Here is a 23,940-nt window from a genome sequence, read left to right as displayed (position 1 = left end):
ACCGACGTGTTCAACTGTCGGTTCGACCGACGTGTTCAACTGTCGGCTCGCCGACGGTTTTCAGGTAACGGACGGAAGGCGATCGGTGAGCGACATTCTGGCGGTGGCCCGCGAGCAGGTACTCGAGCGCGGCGAAGGTCTCGACCAGGAGCAGACCCTGCAGGTGCTGCAGTTGCCCGACGACCAACTCGACGACCTGCTGGCGCTCGCTCATGACGTGCGCATGCGGTGGTGCGGTCCCGACGTCGAGGTCGAAGGCATCATCAGCCTCAAGACCGGCGGCTGTCCCGAGGACTGCCACTTCTGTTCACAGTCCGGCCTTTTCGCCTCGCCGGTGCGCAGCGCCTGGTTGGACATCCCGAGCCTGGTCGAGGCCGCCAAGCAGACGGCCAAGACCGGCGCGACGGAATTCTGCATCGTCGCCGCGGTGCGCGGCCCCGACGAGCGGCTGCTGGCCCAGGTGGCTGCCGGTATCGAAGCCATCCGCAATGAGGTCGACATCCAGATCGCGTGCTCGTTGGGCATGCTCACCCAGGAGCAGGTCGACCAGCTCGCGGCGATGGGTGTGCACCGCTACAACCACAATCTGGAGACCGCCCGGTCGTTCTTCACCAACGTCGTCACCACCCATTCCTGGGAAGAGCGCTGGGGCACACTGCAGATGGTGCGCGAGGCCGGTATGGAGGTCTGCTGCGGCGGCATCCTCGGCATGGGCGAGACGCTGGAGCAGCGCGCGGAGTTCGCCGCCAACCTGGCCGAGCTGGATCCGCACGAGGTCCCGCTGAACTTCCTCAATCCGCGTCCGGGCACCCCGTTCGGCGACCTGGAGGTGTTGCCGGCCGGCGAGGCGCTGCGGGCTGTCGCGGCCTTCCGTCTGGCGCTGCCGCGCACCATGCTGCGTTTTGCGGGCGGCCGCGAGATCACCCTCGGCGACCTGGGCGCCAAGAAGGGCATTCTCGGCGGCATCAACGCCGTGATCGTCGGCAATTACCTGACCACGCTGGGACGCCCCGCCGAGGCGGATCTCGAGCTGCTCGACGACCTGCAGATGCCGATCAAGGCGCTCAACGCCAGCCTGTGATGATCGCCGATCTCCCGGCGCCGGTGGGCGCGGGAACCTACAACGTCTATACCGGCGGTCCGGCCGACAGCACTGTTCCGACCGCGGCGGAGCTCGGTCTGGAACCGCCCCGCTTCTGCGCCGCGTGTGGCCGCCGGATGATCGTGCAGGTGCGCCCGGACGGATGGTGGGCCAAGTGCTCACGCCACGGTCTGGTCGACTCGCGCGACCTGGATCTGTACCGATGACCCCCGCGGTGTCCGAACCGACGGTCTCCCGGCCCCGCGCGTTGCTGCGGACCGTGTCGGCGCTGGTCGCCGCCGGCGCGCTGGTGGGGGCGGTGTGGGGGCTGCTGGCCCCGCCCATCCGCGGTGTCGTGGCGCTCACCCGCAGCGGGGACCGCGTCAAGGCGGCCCTGGGTAGCGAGGCCGACCATTGGTTCACCGCGGCGGCGCTGTTCTGCGGCATGCTCTGTGTGCTGGCCGTCGTGGCGGCGGTGTGGGCGTGGCAGTGGCGGGCCCACCGCGGCCCGGCGATGACGGCCGCGCTCAGCGTCGGTGCGGTCGGTGCGGCGGTCGCAGCCGCGGGGACCGGTGCGCTGGTGGCGCGCTGGCGCTACGGTGCGGTCGACGTCGCGACGGCACCGGTGTCCGAGGACCGCCGCGTGCACTACATCATCGAGGCGCCGGCGGTGTTCTTCGGACACACCCCCTGGCAGATCGCGCTGACGCTGTTACTGCCGGCCGCCGTGATCGCCGGGGTGTACGTGCTGGCCGCGGTGTCGACACCGCGCGACGACCTCGGCGCGTGGCCACCGGTGGACTATCCGAGGGTGCTCACTGATCGAATCGCGACAGAGGCTGACGTTCCACCCGTCGTCCCGTGAGGACCTTGGCGGTGATCTTGGTCAGCGTCAGCATGCCCCGGTAGGTCGCCGGGTTCAGCAGCGTGGGCCACTTGGTGCGGGCGATGTGTGCGCCGAGCGGCCGGCCGGCGAACCGGTCCCGCAACCAGCGCAGCGTCATCGGAGCCGACATCGGGTGCAGCAGCAGATGTTCGCTGAACATGTCGCGGTGGTAGGTCACGCTGGCTCCGCCGCGGGTGTACGTCTCGGTCAACACGTCGATGTCGTCGACCGACACGATCCGGTCATGCACGGCCTGCACGATCAGCACGGGCGTCTTCGGCGCGCAGGTGCCGAGTTTGATGTCGGCGAACACCTTCTGCACCACCGGGGTCAGCAGGATCTCCTCGAGGGGGCGGTCGATCATCGTGCCCATGTCGCGGCCGAGGAACGACAGCAGCGCGTGCGCGGTGGTCATCTTCTCGATGCGGGCCAGCTTGGCCTTGCCTTCGACGGTGGCGTGCTCGTCGATGATCCGGTGCAGGTCCGGGTAGACGTGGGTCAGGGCGGCCACGACGAGCGCGGGCAGACCGGAGTAGATGCTGCCGTTGAGGCGCTTGAATGCGTGACCGAGATCGCCGACCGGGGATCCCAGGACGGCGCCGACCAGGTTGAGCTCGGGCGCGTAGCTGTCGTGCACTTCGGCGGCCCACGCAGACGCCAGTCCGCCGCCCGAATAACCCCACAGACCCACCGGGGACTCCGGGCTCAGCCCGAACGATTGGTGGTTGATCGCCGCGCGGACCCCGTCGAGGACGTGGTAGCCGGGTTCGTGCGGCGCGCCCCACATGCCGGAGGGTCCCTCGTGGTCGGGGACCGAGACCGCCCAGCCCTCGGCCAGCGCCGCTGCCACCAGCAGGAACTCGAACTGGGCGAACGACCCGATGGCCTTGGCGCCGCGGCGCAGCGCGTACGACGGGAAGCAGCGGCCGGCCACGGCGTCGATGGCGCACTGGTAGGACACGATCGGCAGCGGCGTGCGGTCGGACCGCTCCGCGGGGCTGATCACCGTGGTCACCGTGGCCTGCGCGGTGCCGTTGAGGTCGGTGGTGCGGTACAGCAGCTGGGTGGCGACCAGCTTCTGCCGGATGATGCCGAGGAAGGCCAGCTCGACGTCACGGGTCCGCAGCACCGTGCCCGGGCGGGCGTGCTCGAAGCCCTCGGGAGGCCGATAGAACGGATCTTCGCTGGGGATTACCGGACGTGCGCTGCGCAGCGGCTCGTGCGGCGCCTGACCGATCCACTCCGCACCGGTCGACCGTGCCACGCTGCCCAAGTCCATCCAGGCATTCTTACTTAAGAGTGCTTTAAGAATCCAGTCGACTCACCCGGGTGGACGCAATGCGGCGAATTCGTCGGTGACGCGGTAGCGCGCTTCGGTGAAGCGGTACAGCGCCGCCGGTCGACCTCCGCTGCGGCCCGAGCGTGCCGTGGTGCCGGTGCGGGTGATCACCTGACGACGCTCCAGCACACGCTGCAGGTTGGTCGCGTCGACCTGGTAGCCCAGGGCCGCGCTGTAGATGTCGCGCAGTGTCGACAGCGCGAATTCTGCTGGCGCCAGCGCGAATCCGATGTTGGTGTAGGACAGTTTGGCCGCCAGCCGGTGATGGGCGTGCTGCACCATCGGCGCGTGGTCGAACGCCATCGGCGGCAGCTCGTCGACCGGATGCCATCGGGTGTCGGCCGGCAACTCCGGGGTGGCCGGGGAGGGCACCAGCCCCAGGAAGGTCGACGCGATCGTGCGGGGCCCGGGCACTCGGCGGGGATCGGAGAAGACCGCGAGCTGTTCGAGGTGGGCCAGTTCACGAAGGTCGACCTTCTCGGCCAACTGCCGGCGCACCGAACTCGTCAGGTCTTCGTCGGCGCCCAGGCGCCCGCCGGGTAGCGACCACTTGCCCTGTTCGGGCTCCAGCGCGCGTTGCCACAACAGCACGTGAAGTGCGGATTTCCCGGCGGGGTCGGACTCGTCGAGGGGGCGAACCTGGAGCACCGCTGCCAACACCTCGTGCTCGGTGCTACTATGAACCATGTTTTCGATTGTAAGTCGAAAACCTCGGTTTTGGGAAAGGGGGCGGTGATGACCATCACTGCTGATGAGCTCGCGGACCGGATCGTCGACGGTCCGGACGGGTTCACGGGGGTCGAGCCGGGCCGGGCGTGGGCCGCTGAGGTGCGCCGCCTGCTCGATCTGCGCGGCGCGACGCTGCTGGCGCACAACTACCAGCTGCCCGCCATTCAGGACGTCGCCGACCACGTGGGCGACTCGCTGGCGCTGTCCCGCATCGCCGCCGACGCCCCGGAGGACACCATCGTGTTCGCCGGGGTGCACTTCATGGCTGAGACGGCCAAGATCCTGTCACCGGACAAGACGGTGCTGATCCCCGACCAGCGGGCGGGGTGCTCACTGGCGGATTCGATCACCGCCGACGATCTGCGCGCGTGGAAGGCCGACCATCCCGGCGCGGTGGTGGTGTCCTACGTGAACACCACGGCCGCGGTGAAGGCCGAGACCGACATCTGTTGCACCTCGTCGAACGCCGTGGACGTAGTGGCGTCCATTCCCGCCGATCGGGAGGTGCTGTTCGGCCCGGACCAGTTCCTCGGGGCGCACGTCCGCCGCGTCACAGGCCGCCAGAACCTGCACATCTGGGCCGGCGAATGCCATGTGCACGCCGGCATCAACGGTGACGAACTCGCCGAACAGGCCCGCTCGCACCCGGACGCCGAACTGTTCGTCCACCCGGAATGTGGTTGCGCCACATCGGCTCTGTACCTGGCCGGGGAGGGATCCTTCCCGGAGGAGCGGGTCAAGATCCTGTCCACCGGAGGCATGCTCGACGCGGCCCGCGCCACGGGCGCGCGCCAGGTGCTGGTCGCCACCGAGGTGGGCATGCTCCACCAGCTGCGGCGCGCGGCACCCGAGGTCGACTTCCGCGCGGTCAACGACCGGGCGTCCTGCCGCTACATGAAGATGATCACTCCGGCGGCCATGCTGCGCTGCCTGATCGAGGGGGCGGACGAAGTGCACGTCGATCCCGACACCGCGCGCGCCGCCCGGGCGAGCGTGCAGCGGATGATCGAGATCGGACAACCCGGCGGCGGGGAATGACTCCAGCCTGCGGCGGCGCGGGCATGTGGCGGCAGCGCGCCGACGTCGTCGTGGTCGGCACCGGTGTGGCGGGGCTCGCCGCGGCGCTGGCCGCACATCGGCAGGGCCGCACGGTGGTGCTGCTCAGCAAGGCTGAGCAGACGGCCACCTTCTACGCTCAGGGCGGCATCGCGGTCGTGCTACCGGACACCGACGACTCCGTCGACGCCCATGTCGCCGACACGATCGTCGCGGGAGCCGGCCTGTGCGACCCGGTCGCGGTGCGCTCGATCGTCGCCGACGGGTATCACGCTGTCCGCGAACTCGTCGGCGCGGGAGCGGTTTTCGACGAATCGACGCCGGGGCGCTGGGCGTTGACCAGGGAGGGCGGCCATTCGCGCCGACGGATCGTGCACGCCGGCGGCGACGCCACCGGCGCGGAGGTGCAGCGTGCGCTCAACCACGCCGCCACCAGCCTCGACGTCCGTCGGGACCACCTGGCGCTGGAGGTACTCGTCGACGACGGGGCGGTGGCCGGTGTGCTGGTGCGCAGCGCCGACGGCCTCGGCGTCATCCATGCGCCGGCGGTCATTCTGGCCACCGGGGGACTGGGGCACCTGTATCAGGCCACCACCAACCCCGACGGCTCCACCGGCGACGGGGTGGCACTGGCGTTGTGGGCCGGCCTGCCCGCCGCCGACATCGAGTTCATCCAGTTCCACCCGACGATGCTCTACACCGCCGATGCCGGTGGCCGCCGCCCGCTGATCACCGAGGCCTTACGCGGTGAGGGCGCCACGCTGATCGACCGGCACGGTGTTTCGGTGACCGCCGGTGTGCACCCGATGGGCGACCTGGCGCCGCGCGATGTCGTGGCCGCGGCGATCGAGGCCCGCCTGACCGCCACCGGAGATGACTGCGTCTACCTCGACGCGCGCACCGTGCCCCACCTGGCCGCCCGGTTTCCGACCGTCACCGCCGCCTGCCTGGCGGCCGGCATCGATCCGGCGCACCAGCCGATTCCGGTGATACCCGGCGCCCACTACAGCTGTGGCGGCGTCGTCACCGACGTCGACGGTCGGACCGCGCTGCCGGGGCTCTTCGCCGCCGGTGAGGTCGCCCGCACCGGAATGCACGGCGCCAACCGCCTGGCATCCAACAGCCTGCTCGAAGGGCTCGTCGTCGGCGGCCGGGCCGGTCGTGCGGCCGCCGGCCACGCCGCGGTCGCTGGACCCGCCCGGGTCGTGACCCCCGACGCTCCGGTGCGTCCCGTGCTGCCGCGCGCCGAGCTGCAGGCGATGATGACCCGACACGCGTCGGTGGTACGCAGCGGCGCGGGACTGCGCGACGCGATCGACCGCTTCGCGGAGGCGAGACCCCGCACCCTGGTCACCCGCCGCGACGTCGAGGACGCCGCATTGACCGCCGTGGCGGCCACTGTGGCGGAGGCGGCGCTGGCCCGCACCGAAACCCGCGGCTGCCACCACCGCGCGGACTTCCCCGACACCGACCCGGCGCAGGCGTTCAGTAGCCGCCGTGGCGCCCTCGGTCTCACCCCGGCGGGGTGCTGATGGAGCTCACCGACGCCGAACGCGCCGACGCACGCGCGGTGATCACCCGCGCGCTCGACGAAGACCTGCGCTACGGGCCCGATGTGACGACGCTGGCCACCGTGGCTGTCGACGCCACCACCACGGCGTCGGTGGTGGCGCGCGAACCCGGCGTCCTGGCCGGCTCGGAGCTGGCCATGATGGTGCTCGACGCGGTGCTCGGCGACGGCGGCTACCGCGTCGTGCACCGGCGACCGGACGGGACGCGGCTGCGCGCCGGGGAGGCCGCGCTGACCGTCGAGGCGCACACTCGGGGCCTGCTCACCGCCGAGCGCACGCTGTTGAACCTGGTGTGCCACCTGTCGGGCATCGCGACGACGACCGCGGCGTGGGTCGAGGCGGTCGAGGGAACCTCGGCGCAGATCCGGGACACCCGCAAGACCCTGCCCGGCCTGCGGACGGTGCAGAAGTACGCGGTCCGCGTCGGCGGCGGCGTCAACCACCGCATGGGCCTCGGCGACGCGGCGCTGATCAAGGACAACCACGTCGCCGCTGCCGGCTCGGTGGTCGCGGCACTGCGCGCCGTGCGCGCCGCGGCGCCGGATCTGCCGTGTGAAGTCGAGGTCGACTCGCTCGAGCAACTCGACGAGGTGCTCGCCGAGGGCGCGGAACTGGTCCTGCTGGACAACTTCCCGGTGTGGCAGACCCAGATCGCCGTGCAGCGGCGCGCCGCGGCCGGATCGCACACCATGCTCGAGTCCTCGGGCGGGCTGGCTTTGGAGAACGCCGCCGACTACGCCGGCACCGGGGTCGACTACCTGGCCGTCGGCGCGCTCACCCACTCGGTGCAGGTGCTGGACCTGGGGTTGGATCTGTAGCCCATGAGATCAGCCCTTGCGGTGGCGTTGCTGGCTCTCGGCGTCGCCGTGTTCGCGCTCCTGCGAACGTTCGACGGCGAACCCGACCACACCGACACGCAGCGCGCCGAGGCCGTGTCGGCGACCTGTTCGGCCTACGACACGGTCCGCCGGGCCGTGGCGACCAACACCAACACCGAACCGCCCGGCGGCCCCGACGACCTCGCCGGCGCGCTGGCCGCGGCCGCGAACGCCCGCGTCGCGCTGCTCGACGGCGGCCAGTACCTGTTGGCCCGGCTGGACCCGGCGACCCCGGCCGAGCTGGCCGGCGACGTGCGTAGGTTCGCCGACCAGTTGATGGACATCGGCGCCGCGGCCACCGCCGGCGTGCCCAATGCCGACCCGGTCCAGGCTGCCCGTCTCGCCGACGCCGAGGCCGCCAGCGGCGCGATCAGCGCCCGCTGCGCGTCACGCGATCTCGGCGACGAAAACCCCTGACCGTTTGGCCAGCATCCGGGCGGTCCGCGGCAACGACTCGTCGGTGGTGCCGGCCGGGAGAACGCGGGGCCGCACCAGATGCAGCGTGTTGCGGCCGATCTGGATCTCGGCCTCACCGGCCGCCAGCACGTTCTTGACCCAGTTGGTCTTGCCGTGGGCCAAGCCGATGGCCAGTACCGAGCCCTTGCGGTACGGCGTGACGATCGTCTCGTACTCCCGGCCCGACGTGCGGCCCCGGTGCCGGATCACGCCGAGGCCGGGCACCCGCTTCGAGAACGGCCGGATCAGCGGATTGATGTACTTGATCTGCAGGCGCTCGAACCACGGCGGAAAGATCATCGGCACGCCGGGCGCATTGTTGGGGTGGCTGTTTCTGCTGGACTGACCGGACATGACGCCTCCGATACCGATTTGTGCAGCTCTGGGACAATGGTCAGCGTGAATGTATCGCCAAGGCTCCTGCGGCGCATCGATCTGCGCGGCACGACGCTGTCGGCGGCCCGCCTGCGCTCGGCGCTGCCCCGCGGCGGTGTCGACGTCGACGCCGTCGTACCCAAAGTCCGGCCCATCGTCGACGCGGTCGCCGACCGCGGCGCCGCCGCGGCGCTGGAGTACGGCGCCGCCTTCGACGGCGTGCGGCCCGAGCGGGTGCGGGTACCCGCCGAGCGTCTTGCGTCGGCGCTGGCCGAGCTCGATCCCGACGTCCGCGCCGCGCTGGACGTCGCGATCGAGCGGGCCCGTGCCGTGCACGCCGACCAGCGGCGCACCGAGACCACCACCACCCTGGCCCCGGGCGCGACCGTCACCGAGCGCTGGGTGCCCGTCGAGCGCGTCGGGCTCTACGTGCCCGGCGGCAACGCCGTCTACCCGTCCAGCGTCGTGATGAACGTGGTCCCGGCCCAGACCGCCGGGGTGGACTCGCTGGTGATCGCCAGCCCGCCGCAGAGTACGAACCCCGACCGTTTCCAGGGCCTGCCGCACCCGACGATCCTGGCCGCGGCAGCGCTGCTCGGTGTCGAGGAGGTGTGGGCCGTCGGCGGGGCGCAGGCGGTCGCGCTGCTGGCCTACGGCGGCACCGACACCACGGGCGAGGAACTGGCTCCGGTGGACATGATCACCGGACCCGGCAACATCTACGTCACCGCCGCCAAGCGGATCTGCCGGTCGGCGGTCGGCATCGACGCCGAGGCCGGTCCGACCGAGATCGCGATCCTCGCCGATCACACCGCCGACCCGAGCCATGTCGTGGCCGATCTGATCAGCCAGGCCGAACACGACGAAATGGCGGCCAGCGTGCTGGTCACCCCCAGCCCCGAGCTCGCCGATGCCACCGATCGCGAACTGGCCGTGCAGCTGGAGACCACCGTGCACCGGCAGCGGGTGACCGCGGCACTGAGTGGGGAGCAGTCGGCGATCGTGCTGGTCGACGATCTCGACGCCGGCGTTCGCGCCGTGAACGCCTACGCCGCCGAGCACTTGGAGATCCAGACCGTCGATGCCGCCGGGGTGGCCGGCCGGATTCGTTCTGCAGGAGCGATTTTCGTCGGTCCGTACGCGCCGGTCAGCCTCGGCGACTACTGCGCCGGGTCCAATCACGTGCTGCCGACCGCAGGGTGCGCACGGCACTCCAGCGGACTGTCGGTGCAGACGTTCCTGCGCGGCATCCACGTCGTCGACTACACCGAGGCGGCTCTGAAAGACGTGTCGGGTCATGTCATCACGCTGGCCCAGGCCGAAAACCTGCCCAGCCACGGAGAAGCCGTTCGGCGGAGGTTCGAGCGGTGAGCCCGATCACCCTCGAGGACCTGCCGCTGCGCGACGACCTGCGCGGCAAGTCACCGTACGGCGCGCCGCAACTGACGGTGCCGGTGCGGTTGAACACCAACGAGAATCCGCATCCGCCCACCGAGGCGCTGATCGAGGACGTCGCGGCGTCGGTGCGTGCCGCCGCCGCCGAGCTGCACCGCTACCCCGACCGCGACGCGGTGGCACTGCGCGCCGACCTGGCCCGCTACCTGACACAGCAGACGGGGTTCCCGGTCGGGGTCGACAACGTCTGGGCGGCCAACGGGTCCAACGAGATCCTGCAGCAGCTGCTGCAGGCGTTCGGCGGCCCGGGCCGCAGCGCGATCGGTTTCGTGCCGTCGTATTCGATGCATCCGATCATCGCCGACGGCACCCAGACCACTTGGCTGGTGGCCAACCGCGCCGAGGACTTCAGCCTCGACCCCGCCGCGGCGGCGCGTGCGATCAAAGAGCACAACCCCGACGTGGTCTTCGTCGCCAGCCCGAACAACCCGTCGGGCCAGAGCGTCACCCACGACGACCTGCGGGAGCTGCTGGACGCGCTGTCGGCGCAACCCGGCGGCATCCTGATCCTCGACGAGGCCTACGGCGAATTCTCGTCTCAGCCCAGCGCCGTCGGCCTGATCGACCAGTACCCGACCAAGCTGGTGGTGACGCGCACCATGAGCAAGGCGTTCGCGTTCGCGGGGGGCCGGCTGGGCTATCTGGTGGCGACACCGGCGGTGATCGACGCGATGCTGCTGGTGCGGCTGCCGTACCACCTGTCCTCGCTCACCCAGGCCGCGGCCCGCGCCGCGCTGCGGCACGCCGACGACACGCTGGGCAGCGTCGCCACCCTGATCGCCGAGCGAGAACGGGTGGCCCGGGAATTACAGACCCTGGGGTTCCGCGTTGTACCCAGCGACGCGAACTTCCTGATGTTCGGGGAGTTCTCCGACGCCCACGCGACATGGCAGCGCTATCTCGACGACGGCGTGCTCATCCGGGACGTGGGGATCCCCGGTTATCTACGAACCACGATCGGCCTTGCCGACGAGAACGACGCGCTGCTGGCCGCCAGCGCACGAATAGGAGCATCGTGACCACTTCACCTGGTTCATCCGGCGTGGACCGCATTGATCGCCGTGCGTCCGTCACACGCACCACCAAAGAGTCCGCCATCGTCGTCGACCTGAATCTCGACGGCACCGGAGTCGTCAGCGTCGACACCGGGGTGCCGTTCTTCGATCACATGCTCACCTCGCTGGGCAGTCACGCCAGCTTCGACCTGACCGTCAAGGCCACCGGGGACATTGAGATCGAGGGCCACCACACGATCGAGGACACCGCCATCGTGCTGGGTCAGGCGCTGGGCCAGGCGCTGGGGGACAAGCGCGGCATCCGCCGCTTCGGCGATGCGTTCATCCCGATGGACGAGACCCTCGCGCACGCGGCCGTCGACGTGTCCGGGCGGCCCTACTTCGTGCACACCGGTGAACCCGAGTACATGGTGGAATTCACCATCGCCGGTTCCGCGGCGCCGTATCACACCGTGGTCAACCGGCACGTGTTCGAGTCGCTGGCCTTCAATGCCCGCATCGCGCTGCATGTGCGCACGCTCTACGGACGCGATCCACACCACATCACCGAAGCGCAATACAAGGCCGTCGCCCGCGCGCTGCGCCACGCGGTCGAGTACGACGACCGGGTCAGCGGTGTGCCGTCGACCAAAGGCACGCTGTGACAAAGAAACTCGTGGTGCTCGACTACGGTTCGGGCAACCTGCGTTCGGCCCAGCGCGCGCTGGAGCGGGTCGGTGCCGACGTGGAGGTGACAGCTGACCCGGCGTCCGCGATGGCCGCCGACGGTCTGGTGGTGCCCGGTGTCGGTGCCTTCGAGGCCTGCATGGCCGGGCTGCGCTCCATCGACGGGGAGAGGATCATCGCCGACCGGTTGGCTGCGGGTCGACCGGTGCTCGGGGTGTGTGTCGGTATGCAGATCCTGTTCTCCCGCGGCGTCGAGTTCGGCGTCGAGACCACCGGCTGCCGGCAGTGGCCGGGATCGGTGGTGCGCATCGATGCCCCGGTCATCCCGCACATGGGCTGGAACGTCGTCGACGCACCGACCGACAGCGTGCTGTTCGCCGGTCTGGACGCAGACACCCGCTTCTATTTCGTGCACTCCTACGCGGCCCAACAGTGGGAGGGCGACGCGGATGCGTCGCTGACCTGGGCCACCCACCACGTGCCGTTTCTGGCCGCGGTCGAGGACGGAGCGCTGTCGGCCACCCAGTTCCACCCGGAGAAGAGCGGGGACGCCGGTGCTCAATTGCTCTCCAACTGGGTCGGGGCGCTAAGTTGACCAGCGTGAATCCGAGTTCTTCGAAATCCTCCGCGCTGATCCTGCTGCCCGCTGTGGACGTGGTGGAGGGCCGCGCGGTGCGGTTGGTGCAGGGACAGGCCGGCAGCGAGACCGCCTACGGTTCGGCGCTGGACGCGGCGATGACGTGGCAGCGCGACGGCGCCGAATGGATTCACCTGGTCGACCTCGACGCCGCGTTCGGCCGGGGCTCCAACCGCGAACTGCTCGCCGAGGTGGTCGGCAAGCTCGACGTCGCCGTCGAGCTGTCCGGCGGTATCCGCGACGACGAATCGCTGACGGCCGCGCTGGCCACCGGGTGCGCACGGGTGAACCTCGGCACCGCCGCACTGGAGAATCCGCAGTGGTGCGCCAAGGTGGTCGCCGAGCACGGCGAGAAGGTGGCCGTCGGGCTGGACGTCAAGATTGTCGACGGAGCCCACCGGCTCCGCGGACGCGGCTGGGAGACCGACGGCGGTGACCTGTGGACCGTGCTGGAACGCCTTGACCGCGAAGGCTGTTCACGATTCGTCGTGACCGATGTCACCAAGGACGGCACCCTCAATGGTCCCAACCTCGAGCTGCTGACGCAGGTGTGCGAGCGCACCGACGCGCCCGTCATCGCCTCCGGCGGTGTGTCCAGCCTCGACGACCTGCGCGCGATCGCGACCCTGACCGGACACGGTGTAGAGGGCGCGATCGTGGGCAAGGCGCTCTACGCCGAACGTTTCACGCTGCCGCAGGCGCTGGCCGCGGTCAGTCGGTGAGGCTGAGCCGATGCTCGATTCGCATCAGCTGGCCGAGCTGCTGGGCACTGCCGCCGGCATCCTCGACGCGGCGTCGTCGCAGTTCGTCAACGGTCATCGCGCCGACTCCGCCGTCGAGAAGAAGGGCAATGACTTCGCCACCGACGTCGACCTGGCTCTGGAGAAGCGCATCACCGCCGAGCTGACCCGGCTCACCGGCATCGGCGTGCACGGCGAGGAGTTCGGCGGCGAGGCGCTCGACGCCGCGCAGGTGTGGGTGCTCGACCCCATCGACGGCACCTTCAACTACGCCGCGGGCCTGCCGATGGCCGCGATGCTGTTGGCGCTGCTGGTCGACGGTGAACCGGTGCTCGGGTTGACGTGGTTACCGTTCACCGCGCAGCGCTACACCGCGCTGGTCGACGGTCCGGTGCACTGCAACGACCAGCCGGTGGAGAAGCTGCGGCCCGCCGCGCTGGCCGACGTGGTCGTCGCGACGGGCACCTACAACATCGACTCCCGTGGCCGCTACCCGGGCCGCTACCGCGCAGCCATGCTGGCGAACCTGAGCCGGGAATGCTCCCGGATGCGCATGCACGGCTCGACGGGCATCGACTTCGCCTACGTCGCGGCCGGAATCCTGGGCGGCGCCATCAGTTTCGGCCACCACGTGTGGGATCACGCCGCCGGGGTGGCGCTGGTGCGAGCCGCCGGCGGAGTCGTCACCGATCTCGCCGGGAAGCCCTGGACCATCGAGTCGCCGTCGGCGTTGGTCGCGGCTCCGGGCGTGCACGAGCGGATGCTCGAACTCATCGGTGCCGCCGGCGACCCGGAGGACTACCGGTGAGCGCATCCAGCGACGTGGCCACACGGGTGATTCCGTGCCTGGACGTCGACGCCGGCCGGGTGGTCAAGGGTGTGAACTTCGCCAACCTGCGCGACGCCGGCGACCCCGTCGAACTGGCCGCCGTCTACGACGCCGAAGGTGCCGACGAGCTGACCTTCCTCGACGTGACCGCATCGTCATCCGGTCGCGCCACCATGCTCGATGTGGTGCAGCGCACCGCCGATCAGGTGTTCATCCCGCTCACCGTCGGTGGCGGGGTCCGTTCGGTCGACGACGTCGACGTGCTGCTGCGGGCCGGCGCGGACAAGGTGTCGGTCAACACCGCGGCCATCGCTCGCCCGGAGTTGCTCTCCGAGCTGTCCCGCCGGTTCGGTTCCCAGTGCATCGTGCTGTCCGTCGACGCCCGCACCGTGCCGGAGGGATCACCTCCGACGTCGTCGGGATGGGAGGTCACCACCCACGGTGGGCGGCGCGGTACCGGCATCGACGCGGTGGAGTGGGCCGTGCGCGGCGCCGAGCTGGGGGTGGGCGAGATCCTGCTCAACTCGATGGACTTCGACGGCACCAAGGCCGGCTTCGATCTGAAGATGCTGCGCGCCGTGCGTGGCGCGGTCTCGGTCCCGGTGATCGCCAGCGGCGGGGCCGGCGCGGTCGAGCACTTCGCCCCCGCGGTCCACGCCGGCGCGGATGCGGTGCTGGCGGCCAGTGTGTTCCACTTCCGGCAACTGACCATCGGGCAGGTCAAAGCAGCGATGGCGGCCGAAGGGATCACCGTGCGATGAGCCTCGACCCGGCGATCGCGTCGCGCCTGAAGCGCAACACCGACGGATTGGTCACCGCGGTCGTACAGGAACGCGGCACCGGTCAGGTCCTGATGGTCGCGTGGATGGACGACGACGCGCTCGCGCGCACGCTGGAAACCCGTGAGGCGACCTATTTCTCGCGGTCGCGTGGCGAGCAGTGGGTCAAGGGCGCGACCTCGGGACACACGCAGTACGTGCACTCGGTGCGCCTGGACTGCGACGGCGACACCGTGCTGCTCGAAGTCGACCAGGTCGGCGGCGCCTGCCACACCGGGGACCACACCTGCTTCGACGCCGGCCGGCTGCTCGGCCCGGAGGCCTGAGCTTTTCAGGCCGTCGTGCGCCGCCGCAGCACCTCGAGGGCCTTGTCGGCGTGCACATCCATGCTGAACTCGCTGCTGATGACATCGATCACCGTGCGGTCGGTGTCGATGACGAACGTCGAGCGCTTCACCGGCATCAACTTGCCCAGCAGCCCGCGTTTGACCCCGAACTGCGCGGCCACCGCGCCGTCGGCGTCGGACAGCAGCGGGTAACCGAACCCCTGCTGATGGGCGAACTTGGCCTGCTTGTCCACCGGGTCGGCGCTGATGCCCACCGTGGTGGCGCCGACCGCCGCGAACTCGGCGGCCAGGTCGCGGAAGTGACAGGCCTCCTTCGTGCAGCCCGGCGTCATCGCCGCCGGGTAGAAGAACAGCACCATCGGACCGGCGGAGAGCAGGTCGGTCAGCCGCCGCGGTGTACCCGTCTGGTCGGGCAGCTCGAACTCGGCCACCCGATCACCGGCTTTCAGGGGATTCATGTTCCCAACCGTACGTCTGGGACAATCTCCGCGTGCAGACGACCGCGACCCTCAGTGCGACCACGACGCGCGAGGACTTCCGGGCGCTGGCTGCCGAGCACCGTGTGGTGCCGGTGACCCGCAAGGTGCTGGCCGACAGCGAGACGCCGCTGTCGGCCTACCGCAAGCTGGCCGCCAACCGTCCTGGAACGTTCCTCCTGGAGTCCGCGGAGAACGGTCGGTCGTGGTCGCGGTGGTCGTTCATCGGTGCCGGCGCCCCGTCGGCTCTGACGGTGCGGGACGGCGAAGCCGGGTGGCTGGGCGCCATCCCCCGGGACGCTCCGTCCGGCGGCGACCCGCTGGCGGCACTGCGGGCCACGCTGGAGCTGTTGGGGACCGCGGCGCTGCCCGGGCTGCCACCGCTGTCGTCTGGCCTGGTCGGTTACTTCGCCTACGACTTCGTCCGGCGGCTCGAACGGCTCCCCGAGCTGACCGTCGACGACCTCGGCCTGCCCGACATGGTGCTGCTGCTGGCCACCGACATCGCCGCGGTCGACCATCACGAGGGCACCATCACCTTGATCGCCAACGCGGTGAACTGGAACGGGACCGACGAACACGTCGATCGGGCCTACGACGCCGCGGTGGCCCGACTGAACGTGATGACCGCGGCGCTGGCCGAGCCCCTGCCCTCGACGGTGGCCACCTTCGATCGGCCGGCCCCGATCCACCGCGCACAACGCACGGTCGAGGAGTACACCGCGATCGTCGACAAACTCGTCGCCGACATCGAGGCCGGTGAGGCGTTCCAGGTGGTGCCGTCGCAGCGGTTCGAGATGGACACCGACGCGGACCCTCTCGATGTCTACCGGATGCTGCGGGTGTCCAACCCCAGTCCCTACATGTATCTGCTGAACGTGCCCAACGCCGAAGGCGGACTGGACTTCTCGATCGTCGGGTCCAGCCCGGAGGCGCTGGTGACCGTGAAGGACGGGCGCGCCACGACCCATCCGATCGCGGGCACGCGGTGGCGGGGGGACAGCGAGGAAGAGGACCTGCTGCTGGAGAAGGAGCTGCTGGCCGACGAGAAGGAACGCGCCGAGCACCTGATGCTGGTCGACCTCGGCCGCAACGACCTGGGCCGGGTGTGCCGCCCCGGCACTGTGCGCGTCGAGGACTACAGCCACATCGAGCGCTACAGCCACGTCATGCACCTGGTGTCGACGGTGACCGGACTGCTCGCCGACGGCAAGACGGCACTGGACGCGGTGACCGCGTGTTTCCCCGCGGGCACTCTGTCGGGTGCGCCGAAGGTGCGCGCGATGGAGCTGATCGAAGAGGTCGAGAAGACCCGCCGCGGCCTCTACGGCGGTGTCCTGGGCTATCTGGACTTCGCCGGCAACGCCGACTTCGCGATCGCGATCCGCACTGCGCTGATGCGCAACGGCACCGCCTACGTGCAGGCCGGCGGCGGTGTGGTCGCCGACTCGAACGGTCCGTACGAGTACACCGAGGCGTCGAACAAGGCGCGGGCGGTGTTGAGCGCGATCGCCGCCGCCGAGACCTTGAGCGAACCGTGATCAGGGTCGCGCAGCTGCTGCTGGTCCTGGCCGCGGTCGCGCTGTGGGTCGGCTCCCGGTTGACCTGGGTCGAGGTGAACTCGTTCGACGGGCTGGGCCAGCCCCGGACGACCGACCTCAACGGGGCGGCCTGGTCGACGGCGCTGTTGCCGCTGGCGCTGTTGCTGCTCGCGGCGGCGGCCGCGGCCCTGGCTGTGCGCGGCTGGCCGTTGCGGGTGCTGTCGGTGCTGGTAGCCGCGGCGAGCGCGGGCATGGGTTATCTGGCGATCGGTTTGTGGGTCATCCCCGATGTCGCCCCGCGCGCGGTGCGCTTGGCCGACCTGCCCGTCTGGGAACTGCTCGACACCGAGCGGCACTATCTCGGCGCCGTGGTGACCCTGGGCGCCGCCGTCCTGTCGTTGGTGGGGGCGGTGCTGTTGATGCGTGCCGCGGCGCGCCCGCGCGCGGATACCGCGCGGTACTCGCGCCGGGCGGCGCCGGCCGACGGTCCCGCGTCGGCGATGTCGGAGCGAGCGATCTGGGACGCCCTCGACGAGGGCGCCGATCCGACCCGCGACACACCCGACCCGGACACCAGGGGCGGTGATCGGTGATGGCTCGGTGGCGGCTACCCTTCGTTAAGGATCAAGCGGCTGTCAGGGGAAGGGAAGCGACGCCTATGGGTTCGGCGACCGTGCTCGACTCCATCCTCGAGGGAGTCCGTGCCGACGTTGCCGCTCGCGAGGCCGAGGTGAGCCTGGCCGAGATCAAGGAGCGGGCCAAGAAGGCGCCGGCACCCCTGGATGTGCTGGGGGCGCTGCGGGCACCGGGTATCGCGGTGATCGCCGAGGTGAAGCGGGCCAGCCCGTCACGCGGTGAAATGGCATCGATCGCCGATCCGGCCGACCTCGCGACGGCCTATCAGAACGGCGGGGCGCGGGTCATCAGCGTGCTGACCGAGCAGCGTCGCTTCAACGGTTCGCTCGACGATCTGGACGCGGTGCGCGCCGCGGTCTCGATTCCGGTGCTGCGCAAGGACTTCATCGTCTGGCCGTACCAGATTCACGAGGCCCGCGCGCACGGCGCCGACATGCTGCTGCTGATCGTGGCGGCGCTGGAGCAGCCGGCGCTGGAGTCGCTGCTGGAGCGGACCGAATCGCTGGGGATGACCGCGCTGGTCGAGGTGCACACCGAGGAAGAGGCCGACCGGGCCTTGCAGGCCGGGGCGAAGGTCATCGGGGTCAACGCCCGCAACCTCAAAACCCTCGAAGTCGACCGCAGCACCTTCTCGCGCATCGCGCCGGGACTGCCGAGCAACGTGATCCGGGTCGCGGAGTCGGGTGTGCGGGGGACCGCAGACCTGCTCGCCTACGCCGGGGCCGGCGCCGACGCCGTGCTGGTCGGTGAAGGGCTGGTCACCAGCGGGGACCCGCGCAGTGCCGTCGCCGACCTCGTGACCGCCGGTACGCACCCGTCGTGCCCGAAGACCGCGCGTTAAGTGAGCGAGTCGACCGGTCCTGACCTACCGCGTGCCAGCGCGGCAGTCGCCGAACCGACCGCGCACGACCCCGACGAGCGCGGACATTTCGGTGTGTACGGCGGCCGATACGTTCCCGAGGCGCTGATGGCGGTCATCGAGGAGGTGACCGCCGCCTACGAGAAGGCCCGCGGAGATCAGACCTTCCTCGATGAACTCGACCGTCTGCAACGGGATTACGCCGGTCGCCCGTCGCCACTGTACGAAGCCGAGCGGCTCAGCGAACACGCCGGCGGGGCCCGGGTGTTCCTCAAGCGCGAGGACCTCAACCACACCGGCTCGCACAAGATCAACAACGTGCTGGGCCAGGCGCTGCTGGCCCGTCAGATGGGCAAGACCCGGGTGATCGCCGAGACCGGCGCCGGCCAGCACGGGGTCGCCACCGCCACGGCATGCGCGCTGCTGGGACTCGAATGCGTCATCTACATGGGAGCCGTCGACACGGCGCGGCAGGCGCTGAACGTGGCGCGGATGCGCCTGCTCGGGGCGACCGTGGTCGCTGTCGAGTCGGGATCCAAGACGCTCAAGGACGCGATCAACGAGACATTCCGGGATTGGGTCACCAATGCCGACAGCACCTACTACTGCTTCGGTACGGCGGCCGGTCCGCACCCGTTTCCGATGATGGTGCGCGACTTCCAGCGGGTGATCGGGCTGGAGGCGCGGGCCCAGATGCTCGATCAGGCCGGGCGGTTGCCCGACGCCGTGGTCGCCTGCGTCGGCGGCGGCTCGAACGCGATCGGTATCTTCCACGCGTTCATCGACGACCCCGGAGTACAGCTGATCGGTTACGAGGCCGCCGGCGACGGGGTCGAGACCGGACGCCATGCGGCGACCTTCACCGGCGGTTCGCCGGGAGCGTTTCAGGGGTCGTACTCCTATCTGCTCCAGGACGAGGACGGCCAGACGATCGAATCCCATTCGATCTCAGCAGGTTTGGACTATCCCGGGGTCGGTCCGGAGCACGCACTGCTCAAGGATGTCGGGCGCGCCCGCTACGAGCCCATCACCGACACCGAGGCGATGGACGCGCTGTCGCTGCTGAGCCGGACCGAGGGCATCATCCCGGCCATCGAGTCGGCCCACGCGGTGGCCGGTGCGTTGAAGCTGGGCCGCGAGCTCGGGCCCGGCGCCATCATCCTGGTCAACCTGTCCGGCCGCGGCGACAAGGATGTCGAGACGGCCGCGAAATGGTTCGGGCTGTTGGACGGTGGTCAGTGAGCCGATTGTCGAAGGTGTTCGAGTCGTGCCGCGCCGAGAACCGGTCGGCGCTGATCGGCTATCTGCCGACGGGGTATCCGGATGTGTCCACCTCGATCTCGGCGATGACGGCGCTGGTCGAGTCCGGCTGCGACATCGTGGAGGTCGGTATCGCGTACTCGGACCCCGGGATGGACGGCCCGACGATCGCGGCGGCCGCGGAGGTGGCGCTGCGCGGTGGAGTGCGGGTTCGCGACGCGTTGACCGCCGTGGAGGCGATCAGCAACGCCGGCGGGCACGCGGTCGTGATGAGCTACTGGAACCTGGTGCTGCGCAAGGGGGTCGATGCGTTCGCCCGTGATCTCGCGTCCGCGGGCGGTCTCGGCATGATCACTCCGGACCTGATCCCCGACGAGGCCGGCGAGTGGATGGCCGCGTCGGATGCGCACGATTTGGACCGCATTTTTCTGGTGGCGCCGTCCTCGACCCCCGAGCGGTTGGCCCAGACGGTGCACGCCTCCCGGGGATTCGTCTACGCGGCGTCGACGATGGGGGTCACGGGCGCCCGCGACGCGGTCTCGGATGCCGCACCCGAGCTGGTGCGCCGCATCAAGGAGGTGGCCGACATCCCGGTCGGGGTGGGCCTCGGTGTGCGTTCGCGCGAGCAGGCTGCGCAGATCGGCGCCTACGCTGACGGAGTGATCGTCGGTTCGGCTCTGGTCTCCGCACTCACGGACGGGATACCGGCGTTGCGGTCGCTGACCGAGGAATTGGCCGATGGTGTGCGGCAGAGGGTCACTGCGTGACCACTACGCTGCTGGCATCGTTCCCGAGCCCGCCGCAGGGTGTCTGGTATTTGGGGCCGTTCCCGGTGCGGGCGTACGCGTTGTTCATCATCGCCGGCATCGTCGCGGCCCTGGTGATCGGCGACCGCAGGTGGGTGGCGCGGGGCGGGGAGCCCGGTGTCATCTACGACATCGCTTTGTGGGCCGTGACCTTCGGGTTGGTCGGCGGCCGTCTCTACCACGTGCTGACGGACTGGAGCACCTACTTCGGCCCTGACGGCGCGGGCTTCACCGCAGCGCTGCGGATCTGGGACGGCGGCCTGGGGATCTGGGGCGCGGTCGCGTTGGGCGGTGTGGGCGCGTGGATCGCGTGCCGGCGACGCGGAATTCCGTTGCCGGCCTTCGGTGATGCGATAGCGCCCGGGATCATCCTGGCGCAGGCGATCGGCCGCCTGGGCAATTACTTCAACCAAGAGCTCTACGGGCGCGAGACGACGCTGCCGTGGGGACTGGAAATCTACGAGCGGCGCAACGCCAGCGGTGCCGTCGACTATCTGAACGGGGTCTCCACCGGGCAATTGCTGGAGGTGGTGCATCCGACGTTCCTCTACGAGCTGCTATGGAACCTCGTGGTGTTCGCGGTACTGCTCATCGTCGACCGGCGGTTCAAGATAGGGCACGGCCGGCTCTTCGCGCTCTATGTCGCGGGCTATTGCGTCGGCCGATTCTGGATCGAGCTGCTGCGCAGTGACTTCGCCACCGAATTGGCGGGGGTGCGAATCAACTCGTTCACTGCGACGTTCGTCTTCATCGGTGCCGTGGTGTACATCATGGTCGCGCCGCGCGGACGTGAGGAACCGGCGAGCTTGCGGGGGACACAGGAGACGGCCGCCGAAGCGGTCGTCAAGGACCTGACGGTGGGCGCCTCCACGGCCGGTGTGGTCGCCGCGGCGACGGTGGCCGCCGAGGAAGACCAGGGCGCCGGCGCCGGCGCGGACACCGAGGAAGACCAGGGCGCCGAGGCCGACGAGGAGTCGGTCGGTGGCGTGGGTGCGGTCGAGGAGGACGAGCTCGGCGAGGCGGTGGATGACGCCGCGCAGGCCCATGAGTCGGCGGTCGCGGGCGAGGCGGAGGCCTCGGAGCTGGCGGCTGAGGCCGGTGATGAGGTGGCGGCCGGCGGTGAGGGGGCTGTCGAGCAGGTTGTTCTTGCCGGGTCGCCCGATGACGCTGCCGAGTCCGAGGTCGGGGGCGTGGGGGCGGTCGAGGGCGAGGAAGCCGAGGAGGTTTTCGACGCCGTCGCCGATGAGGGTGCTGAGGCTGATGAGGCCGCCGAGGAAGACCAGGGCGCCGAGGCCGACGAGGAGTCGGTCGGTGGCGTGGGTGCGGTCGAGGAGGAGGAGCTCGGCGAGGCGGTGGATGACGCCGCGCAGGCCCATGAGTCGGCGGTCGCGGGCGAGGCGGAGGCCTCGGAGCTGGCGGCTGAGGCCGGTGATGAGGTGGCGGCCGGCGGTGAGGGGGCTGTCGAGCAGGTTGTTCTTGCCGGGTCGCCCGATGACGCTGCCGAGTCCGAGGTCGGGGGCGTGGGGGCGGTCGAGGGCGAGGAAGCCGAGGAGGTTTTCGACGCCGTCGCCGGTGAGGGTGCTGAAGCCGATGAAGGCGCCGAGGAAGACCAGGGCGTCGAGGCCGACGTCGCCGGGCAGGCGCCGGTCGCTGAGGGCGAGGATGCTGCCGAGGCGCTCGCCGGCGCGGCTGAGGCACCCGAGGGCGACCAGACGCCCACCGACGACGACTCCGGCGGAGACGCCGAAACCGTCGGCGCGGAGGTGGCGGCGCCCGAGGGCGCGGACGTCGCCGAGGCGCTGGTCGAATCCGAGGTTGCTGACGAGGACGGCGCTGACGCGTCCGTGGTGGCCGACGAGGCGGCCGAACACGAGATCGGCTCCGGCGAAGAGCCTGGCACCGACGCTGACGAGGACGGCGAGGAGGTGCCCGCCGCTGAGGGCGAGGATGCTGCCGAGGCGCTCGCCGGCGCGGCTGAGGCACCCGAGGGCGACCAGACGCCCACCGACGACGACTCCGGCGGAGACGCCGAAACCGTCGGCGCGGAGGTGGCGGCGCCCGAGGGCGCGGACGTCGCCGAGGCGCTGGTCGAATCCGAGGTTGCTGACGAGGACGGCGCTGACGCGTCCGTGGTGGCCGACGAGGCGCCCGAAGACGAGGTCGGTTCCGGCGAAGAACCCGAAATCGACGGCGAAGAGGTCTCCGCTCCCGAGGGCGAGGACGCGGCCGAGGCCCTCGCCGGCGCGACCGACGAGCCCGACGCGGATGGTGCCGCCGAGGGCGATGACTCCGCCGGCGAAACCCCCGTCGAGGAGCCCGGTGCGGCCGGCGGCACTGACGGCGAGAACGTGGTGTCGACCGAGGGCGAGGACGCGGCCGAGGCGCTCGCCGGCACGGAAGCCGGGGACGAGTCCGATGCTCAGAAACCGGCCACCGACAGCGGCACAGCCGAACCGGCCAAGATCCCGTCGTCGCTGACCGTGCCGAACTCAGGTTCGGCGTCCGCAGGTGGCCGCGTCCGACAGTGGTTGCGTCGCCGCAGAAATCGCTAGCGTCACGCCGCCCGGCCACACATCCGGCCCGCGGTGTCGGCTCCGCGATCGACCCCGAGGCCCCGGCGAAGTCCCGCCGTGCCCGCGGGCGGCGCGGCCAGGAACTGCTTCGGCTCGGCCGTTCGGTCTGGCATGCTGGGGGGCATGAGTGAGCCCCAATTCGGCGGCAACGAGGGCGGCAACCCTTACCCACCGCCACCCCAGCAGCCCGGATATCCTCCGCCGGTCGGCCACTACCCGCCGGCCTACGGCGACCCGAGCGCACCCTACGGTCGGCACCCGATCACGGGCGAACCGTTCTCGGAGAAGTCCAAGGTCGTTGCGGGACTGCTCCAACTTCTCGGACTCGTCGGCCTGGTCGGGATCGGCCGCATCTACCTGGGACAAACGGGGTTCGGGATCGCGCAGCTCGTCGTCGGATTGATCACCTGCGGCATCGGGGCCGTCATCTGGGGGATCGTCGACGCTGTGCTGATCCTGACCGACAAGGTGCGCGACCCTGAGGGTCGACCCCTTCGCGATGGGACCTAGTCCGGCCCGTTCCCGTCCGCCCCGACTGCTCGTCGGGTTGGGCGCCGGAGCCGCGACGCTGGGAGCGTTGGCCTACATCGGCTTCGGTGATCCGCACAGCTCCGACTTCGTCTTCCCGGCATGTCCGTTCAAGCTGCTCACCGGCTGGGACTGCCCGGCCTGCGGTGGTCTGCGGATGACCCATGACGTGCTGCACGGCGACCTCGCGGCGGCATTCGTCGACAACGCGTTTCTCCTCATCGGCCTTCCGCTGCTGCTGGCTTGGGTTGTCGTCCAGCGAAAGCGGGAGCGCACTCCGCTGGACTCGACGACGCTGACCGTGATCATCGTCGCCGCGGTGACGTGGACGGTCGTCCGCAATCTGCCCGGGTTCCCGCTCGTACCCACCGTTCTCGACGGGTAGCCGACCACCGGCGCTGATAGGATCGCCGGACGGGCC

At 70.3% G+C, this 23,940-nt stretch carries 28 protein-coding genes; 23 read left to right on the top strand and 5 right to left on the bottom strand.

Annotation, left to right across the window (positions count from 1 at the left end):
- Positions 1 to 85 precede the first annotated feature (85 nt).
- From bioB to G6N31_RS07685, 3 genes are read left to right on the top strand one after another with little or no spacing between them, the layout of a single operon-like run.
- Positions 86 to 1,081: a biotin synthase BioB gene (gene bioB / locus G6N31_RS07695; protein WP_098001499.1), complete on the top strand. Its 996-nt coding sequence runs from the start codon at positions 86 to 88 to the stop codon at positions 1,079 to 1,081.
- A complete protein-coding gene (bsaP, locus tag G6N31_RS07690) occupies positions 1,081 to 1,308 on the top strand; it encodes a biotin synthase auxiliary protein BsaP (RefSeq protein WP_098001355.1) in 228 nt (75 codons plus the stop codon). Before bioB ends, bsaP begins: the two co-directional genes overlap by 1 nt.
- On the top strand, positions 1,305 to 1,946 hold the full coding sequence (locus G6N31_RS07685; RefSeq protein ID WP_098001357.1) for a DUF2567 domain-containing protein: 642 nt from the start codon (positions 1,305 to 1,307) through the stop codon (positions 1,944 to 1,946). Before bsaP ends, G6N31_RS07685 begins: the two co-directional genes overlap by 4 nt.
- Here the strand turns inward: G6N31_RS07685 and G6N31_RS07680 are convergent.
- Positions 1,897 to 3,246 (bottom strand): lipase family protein, encoded by a 1,350-nt coding sequence (locus G6N31_RS07680; protein WP_098001358.1) that lies wholly within the window; start codon positions 3,244 to 3,246, stop codon positions 1,897 to 1,899. The two genes, G6N31_RS07685 and G6N31_RS07680, sit on opposite strands and share 50 nt — an antisense overlap.
- 42 nt (positions 3,247 to 3,288) lie before the next feature.
- Positions 3,289 to 3,966, bottom strand: a complete 678-nt coding sequence (locus G6N31_RS07675) for an NUDIX hydrolase (protein ID WP_179964325.1) — start codon at positions 3,964 to 3,966, stop codon at positions 3,289 to 3,291.
- Positions 3,967 to 4,041: 75 nt separating this feature from the next.
- On the opposite strand from G6N31_RS07675, the gene nadA reads away from it, so the two are divergent.
- Genes nadA through G6N31_RS07655 form a run of 4 tightly spaced genes read left to right on the top strand, consistent with a single transcriptional unit; the run spans position 4,042 to position 7,957 of the window.
- The gene (gene nadA / locus G6N31_RS07670) at positions 4,042 to 5,073 is read left to right on the top strand and encodes a quinolinate synthase NadA (protein ID WP_098001362.1); all 1,032 of its coding nucleotides are present in this window, start codon (positions 4,042 to 4,044) and stop codon (positions 5,071 to 5,073) included.
- Entirely contained in the window at positions 5,070 to 6,623 is a 1,554-nt protein-coding gene (locus G6N31_RS07665; RefSeq protein WP_098001364.1) for an L-aspartate oxidase, read from the top strand. The genes nadA and G6N31_RS07665 overlap by 4 nt, the downstream gene beginning before the upstream one ends.
- Positions 6,623 to 7,480 carry a carboxylating nicotinate-nucleotide diphosphorylase gene (nadC, locus tag G6N31_RS07660; protein ID WP_098001501.1) on the top strand — a complete coding sequence of 286 codons (858 nt, stop codon included), beginning with the start codon at positions 6,623 to 6,625 and terminating at the stop codon, positions 7,478 to 7,480. The genes G6N31_RS07665 and nadC overlap by 1 nt, the downstream gene beginning before the upstream one ends.
- 3 nt (positions 7,481 to 7,483) lie before the next feature.
- The gene (locus G6N31_RS07655) at positions 7,484 to 7,957 is read left to right on the top strand and encodes a hypothetical protein (RefSeq protein WP_098001366.1); all 474 of its coding nucleotides are present in this window, start codon (positions 7,484 to 7,486) and stop codon (positions 7,955 to 7,957) included.
- Here G6N31_RS07655 and G6N31_RS07650 read toward each other — a convergent pair.
- Positions 7,928 to 8,350, bottom strand: coding sequence for a nitroreductase family deazaflavin-dependent oxidoreductase (locus tag G6N31_RS07650; RefSeq protein WP_098001368.1), 423 nt, complete (start codon positions 8,348 to 8,350; stop codon positions 7,928 to 7,930). The two genes, G6N31_RS07655 and G6N31_RS07650, sit on opposite strands and share 30 nt — an antisense overlap.
- A gap of 36 nt (positions 8,351 to 8,386) precedes the next feature.
- Between G6N31_RS07650 and hisD the strand changes: the two genes are divergently transcribed.
- The 8 genes from hisD to hisI are packed head-to-tail and all read left to right on the top strand — an operon-like array spanning position 8,387 to position 14,819.
- A complete protein-coding gene (gene hisD, locus G6N31_RS07645; RefSeq protein WP_163722092.1) occupies positions 8,387 to 9,742 on the top strand; it encodes a histidinol dehydrogenase in 1,356 nt (451 codons plus the stop codon).
- Positions 9,739 to 10,845 carry a histidinol-phosphate transaminase gene (locus G6N31_RS07640; RefSeq protein ID WP_098001370.1) on the top strand — a complete coding sequence of 369 codons (1,107 nt, stop codon included), beginning with the start codon at positions 9,739 to 9,741 and terminating at the stop codon, positions 10,843 to 10,845. The genes hisD and G6N31_RS07640 overlap by 4 nt, the downstream gene beginning before the upstream one ends.
- Positions 10,846 to 10,877: 32 nt before the next feature.
- Entirely contained in the window at positions 10,878 to 11,486 is a 609-nt protein-coding gene (gene hisB / locus G6N31_RS07635; protein ID WP_098001505.1) for an imidazoleglycerol-phosphate dehydratase HisB, read from the top strand.
- A complete protein-coding gene (hisH, locus tag G6N31_RS07630; RefSeq protein WP_098001372.1) occupies positions 11,483 to 12,103 on the top strand; it encodes an imidazole glycerol phosphate synthase subunit HisH in 621 nt (206 codons plus the stop codon). Before hisB ends, hisH begins: the two co-directional genes overlap by 4 nt.
- Positions 12,100 to 12,867 (top strand): bifunctional 1-(5-phosphoribosyl)-5-((5-phosphoribosylamino)methylideneamino)imidazole-4-carboxamide isomerase/phosphoribosylanthranilate isomerase PriA, encoded by a 768-nt coding sequence (gene priA, locus G6N31_RS07625; RefSeq protein WP_179964276.1) that lies wholly within the window; start codon positions 12,100 to 12,102, stop codon positions 12,865 to 12,867. Before hisH ends, priA begins: the two co-directional genes overlap by 4 nt.
- 10 nt (positions 12,868 to 12,877) lie before the next feature.
- Entirely contained in the window at positions 12,878 to 13,693 is an 816-nt protein-coding gene (locus tag G6N31_RS07620) for an inositol monophosphatase family protein (RefSeq protein WP_098001376.1), read from the top strand.
- Positions 13,690 to 14,475 carry an imidazole glycerol phosphate synthase subunit HisF gene (hisF, locus tag G6N31_RS07615; RefSeq protein ID WP_098001379.1) on the top strand — a complete coding sequence of 262 codons (786 nt, stop codon included), beginning with the start codon at positions 13,690 to 13,692 and terminating at the stop codon, positions 14,473 to 14,475. Before G6N31_RS07620 ends, hisF begins: the two co-directional genes overlap by 4 nt.
- Positions 14,472 to 14,819, top strand: coding sequence for a phosphoribosyl-AMP cyclohydrolase (hisI, locus tag G6N31_RS07610; protein WP_098001381.1), 348 nt, complete (start codon positions 14,472 to 14,474; stop codon positions 14,817 to 14,819). The genes hisF and hisI overlap by 4 nt, the downstream gene beginning before the upstream one ends.
- Before the next feature lie 5 nt (positions 14,820 to 14,824).
- On the opposite strand, the gene G6N31_RS07605 is transcribed toward hisI, so the two are convergent.
- Complete coding sequence (locus G6N31_RS07605; RefSeq protein WP_098001507.1) at positions 14,825 to 15,289, bottom strand: peroxiredoxin; 465 nt, start codon at positions 15,287 to 15,289, stop codon at positions 14,825 to 14,827.
- Positions 15,290 to 15,330: 41 nt separating this feature from the next.
- Here G6N31_RS07605 and G6N31_RS07600 point away from each other — a divergent pair, with 41 nt between their 5' ends.
- From G6N31_RS07600 to lgt, 6 genes are all read left to right on the top strand, one after another.
- The gene (locus tag G6N31_RS07600) at positions 15,331 to 16,857 is read left to right on the top strand and encodes an anthranilate synthase component I (RefSeq protein WP_098001383.1); all 1,527 of its coding nucleotides are present in this window, start codon (positions 15,331 to 15,333) and stop codon (positions 16,855 to 16,857) included.
- A complete protein-coding gene (locus tag G6N31_RS07595) occupies positions 16,854 to 17,450 on the top strand; it encodes a TIGR02234 family membrane protein (RefSeq protein WP_098001385.1) in 597 nt (198 codons plus the stop codon). Before G6N31_RS07600 ends, G6N31_RS07595 begins: the two co-directional genes overlap by 4 nt.
- A gap of 65 nt (positions 17,451 to 17,515) precedes the next feature.
- The gene (trpC, locus tag G6N31_RS07590) at positions 17,516 to 18,334 is read left to right on the top strand and encodes an indole-3-glycerol phosphate synthase TrpC (RefSeq protein ID WP_098001387.1); all 819 of its coding nucleotides are present in this window, start codon (positions 17,516 to 17,518) and stop codon (positions 18,332 to 18,334) included.
- On the top strand, positions 18,335 to 19,594 hold the full coding sequence (gene trpB, locus G6N31_RS07585; RefSeq protein WP_098001389.1) for a tryptophan synthase subunit beta: 1,260 nt from the start codon (positions 18,335 to 18,337) through the stop codon (positions 19,592 to 19,594).
- Positions 19,591 to 20,379, top strand: a complete 789-nt coding sequence (gene trpA / locus G6N31_RS07580; RefSeq protein WP_098001391.1) for a tryptophan synthase subunit alpha — start codon at positions 19,591 to 19,593, stop codon at positions 20,377 to 20,379. The genes trpB and trpA overlap by 4 nt, the downstream gene beginning before the upstream one ends.
- The gene (lgt, locus tag G6N31_RS07575) at positions 20,376 to 22,970 is read left to right on the top strand and encodes a prolipoprotein diacylglyceryl transferase (RefSeq protein WP_163722090.1); all 2,595 of its coding nucleotides are present in this window, start codon (positions 20,376 to 20,378) and stop codon (positions 22,968 to 22,970) included. Before trpA ends, lgt begins: the two co-directional genes overlap by 4 nt.
- A 2-nt stretch (positions 22,971 to 22,972) precedes the next feature.
- Here lgt and G6N31_RS27630 read toward each other — a convergent pair whose 3' ends face one another.
- Positions 22,973 to 23,104: a hypothetical protein gene (locus tag G6N31_RS27630; protein ID WP_272938765.1), complete on the bottom strand. Its 132-nt coding sequence runs from the start codon at positions 23,102 to 23,104 to the stop codon at positions 22,973 to 22,975.
- A 10-nt stretch (positions 23,105 to 23,114) separates the two neighbouring features.
- Between G6N31_RS27630 and G6N31_RS07570 the strand changes: the two genes are divergently transcribed.
- Both G6N31_RS07570 and G6N31_RS07565 read left to right on the top strand, forming a co-directional pair.
- Entirely contained in the window at positions 23,115 to 23,501 is a 387-nt protein-coding gene (locus G6N31_RS07570; RefSeq protein ID WP_098001394.1) for an NINE protein, read from the top strand.
- Positions 23,491 to 23,904, top strand: a complete 414-nt coding sequence (locus G6N31_RS07565) for a DUF2752 domain-containing protein (protein WP_098001396.1) — start codon at positions 23,491 to 23,493, stop codon at positions 23,902 to 23,904. The genes G6N31_RS07570 and G6N31_RS07565 overlap by 11 nt, the downstream gene beginning before the upstream one ends.
- Positions 23,905 to 23,940 lie beyond the last annotated feature (36 nt).

It is taken from the genome of Mycolicibacterium duvalii, from assembly GCF_010726645.1.
GTDB lineage: Bacteria > Actinomycetota > Actinomycetes > Mycobacteriales > Mycobacteriaceae > Mycobacterium > Mycobacterium duvalii.
The sequence above is the reverse complement of the archived record's forward strand: the minus strand, read 5'-3'. Positions and strand labels throughout refer to the sequence as shown.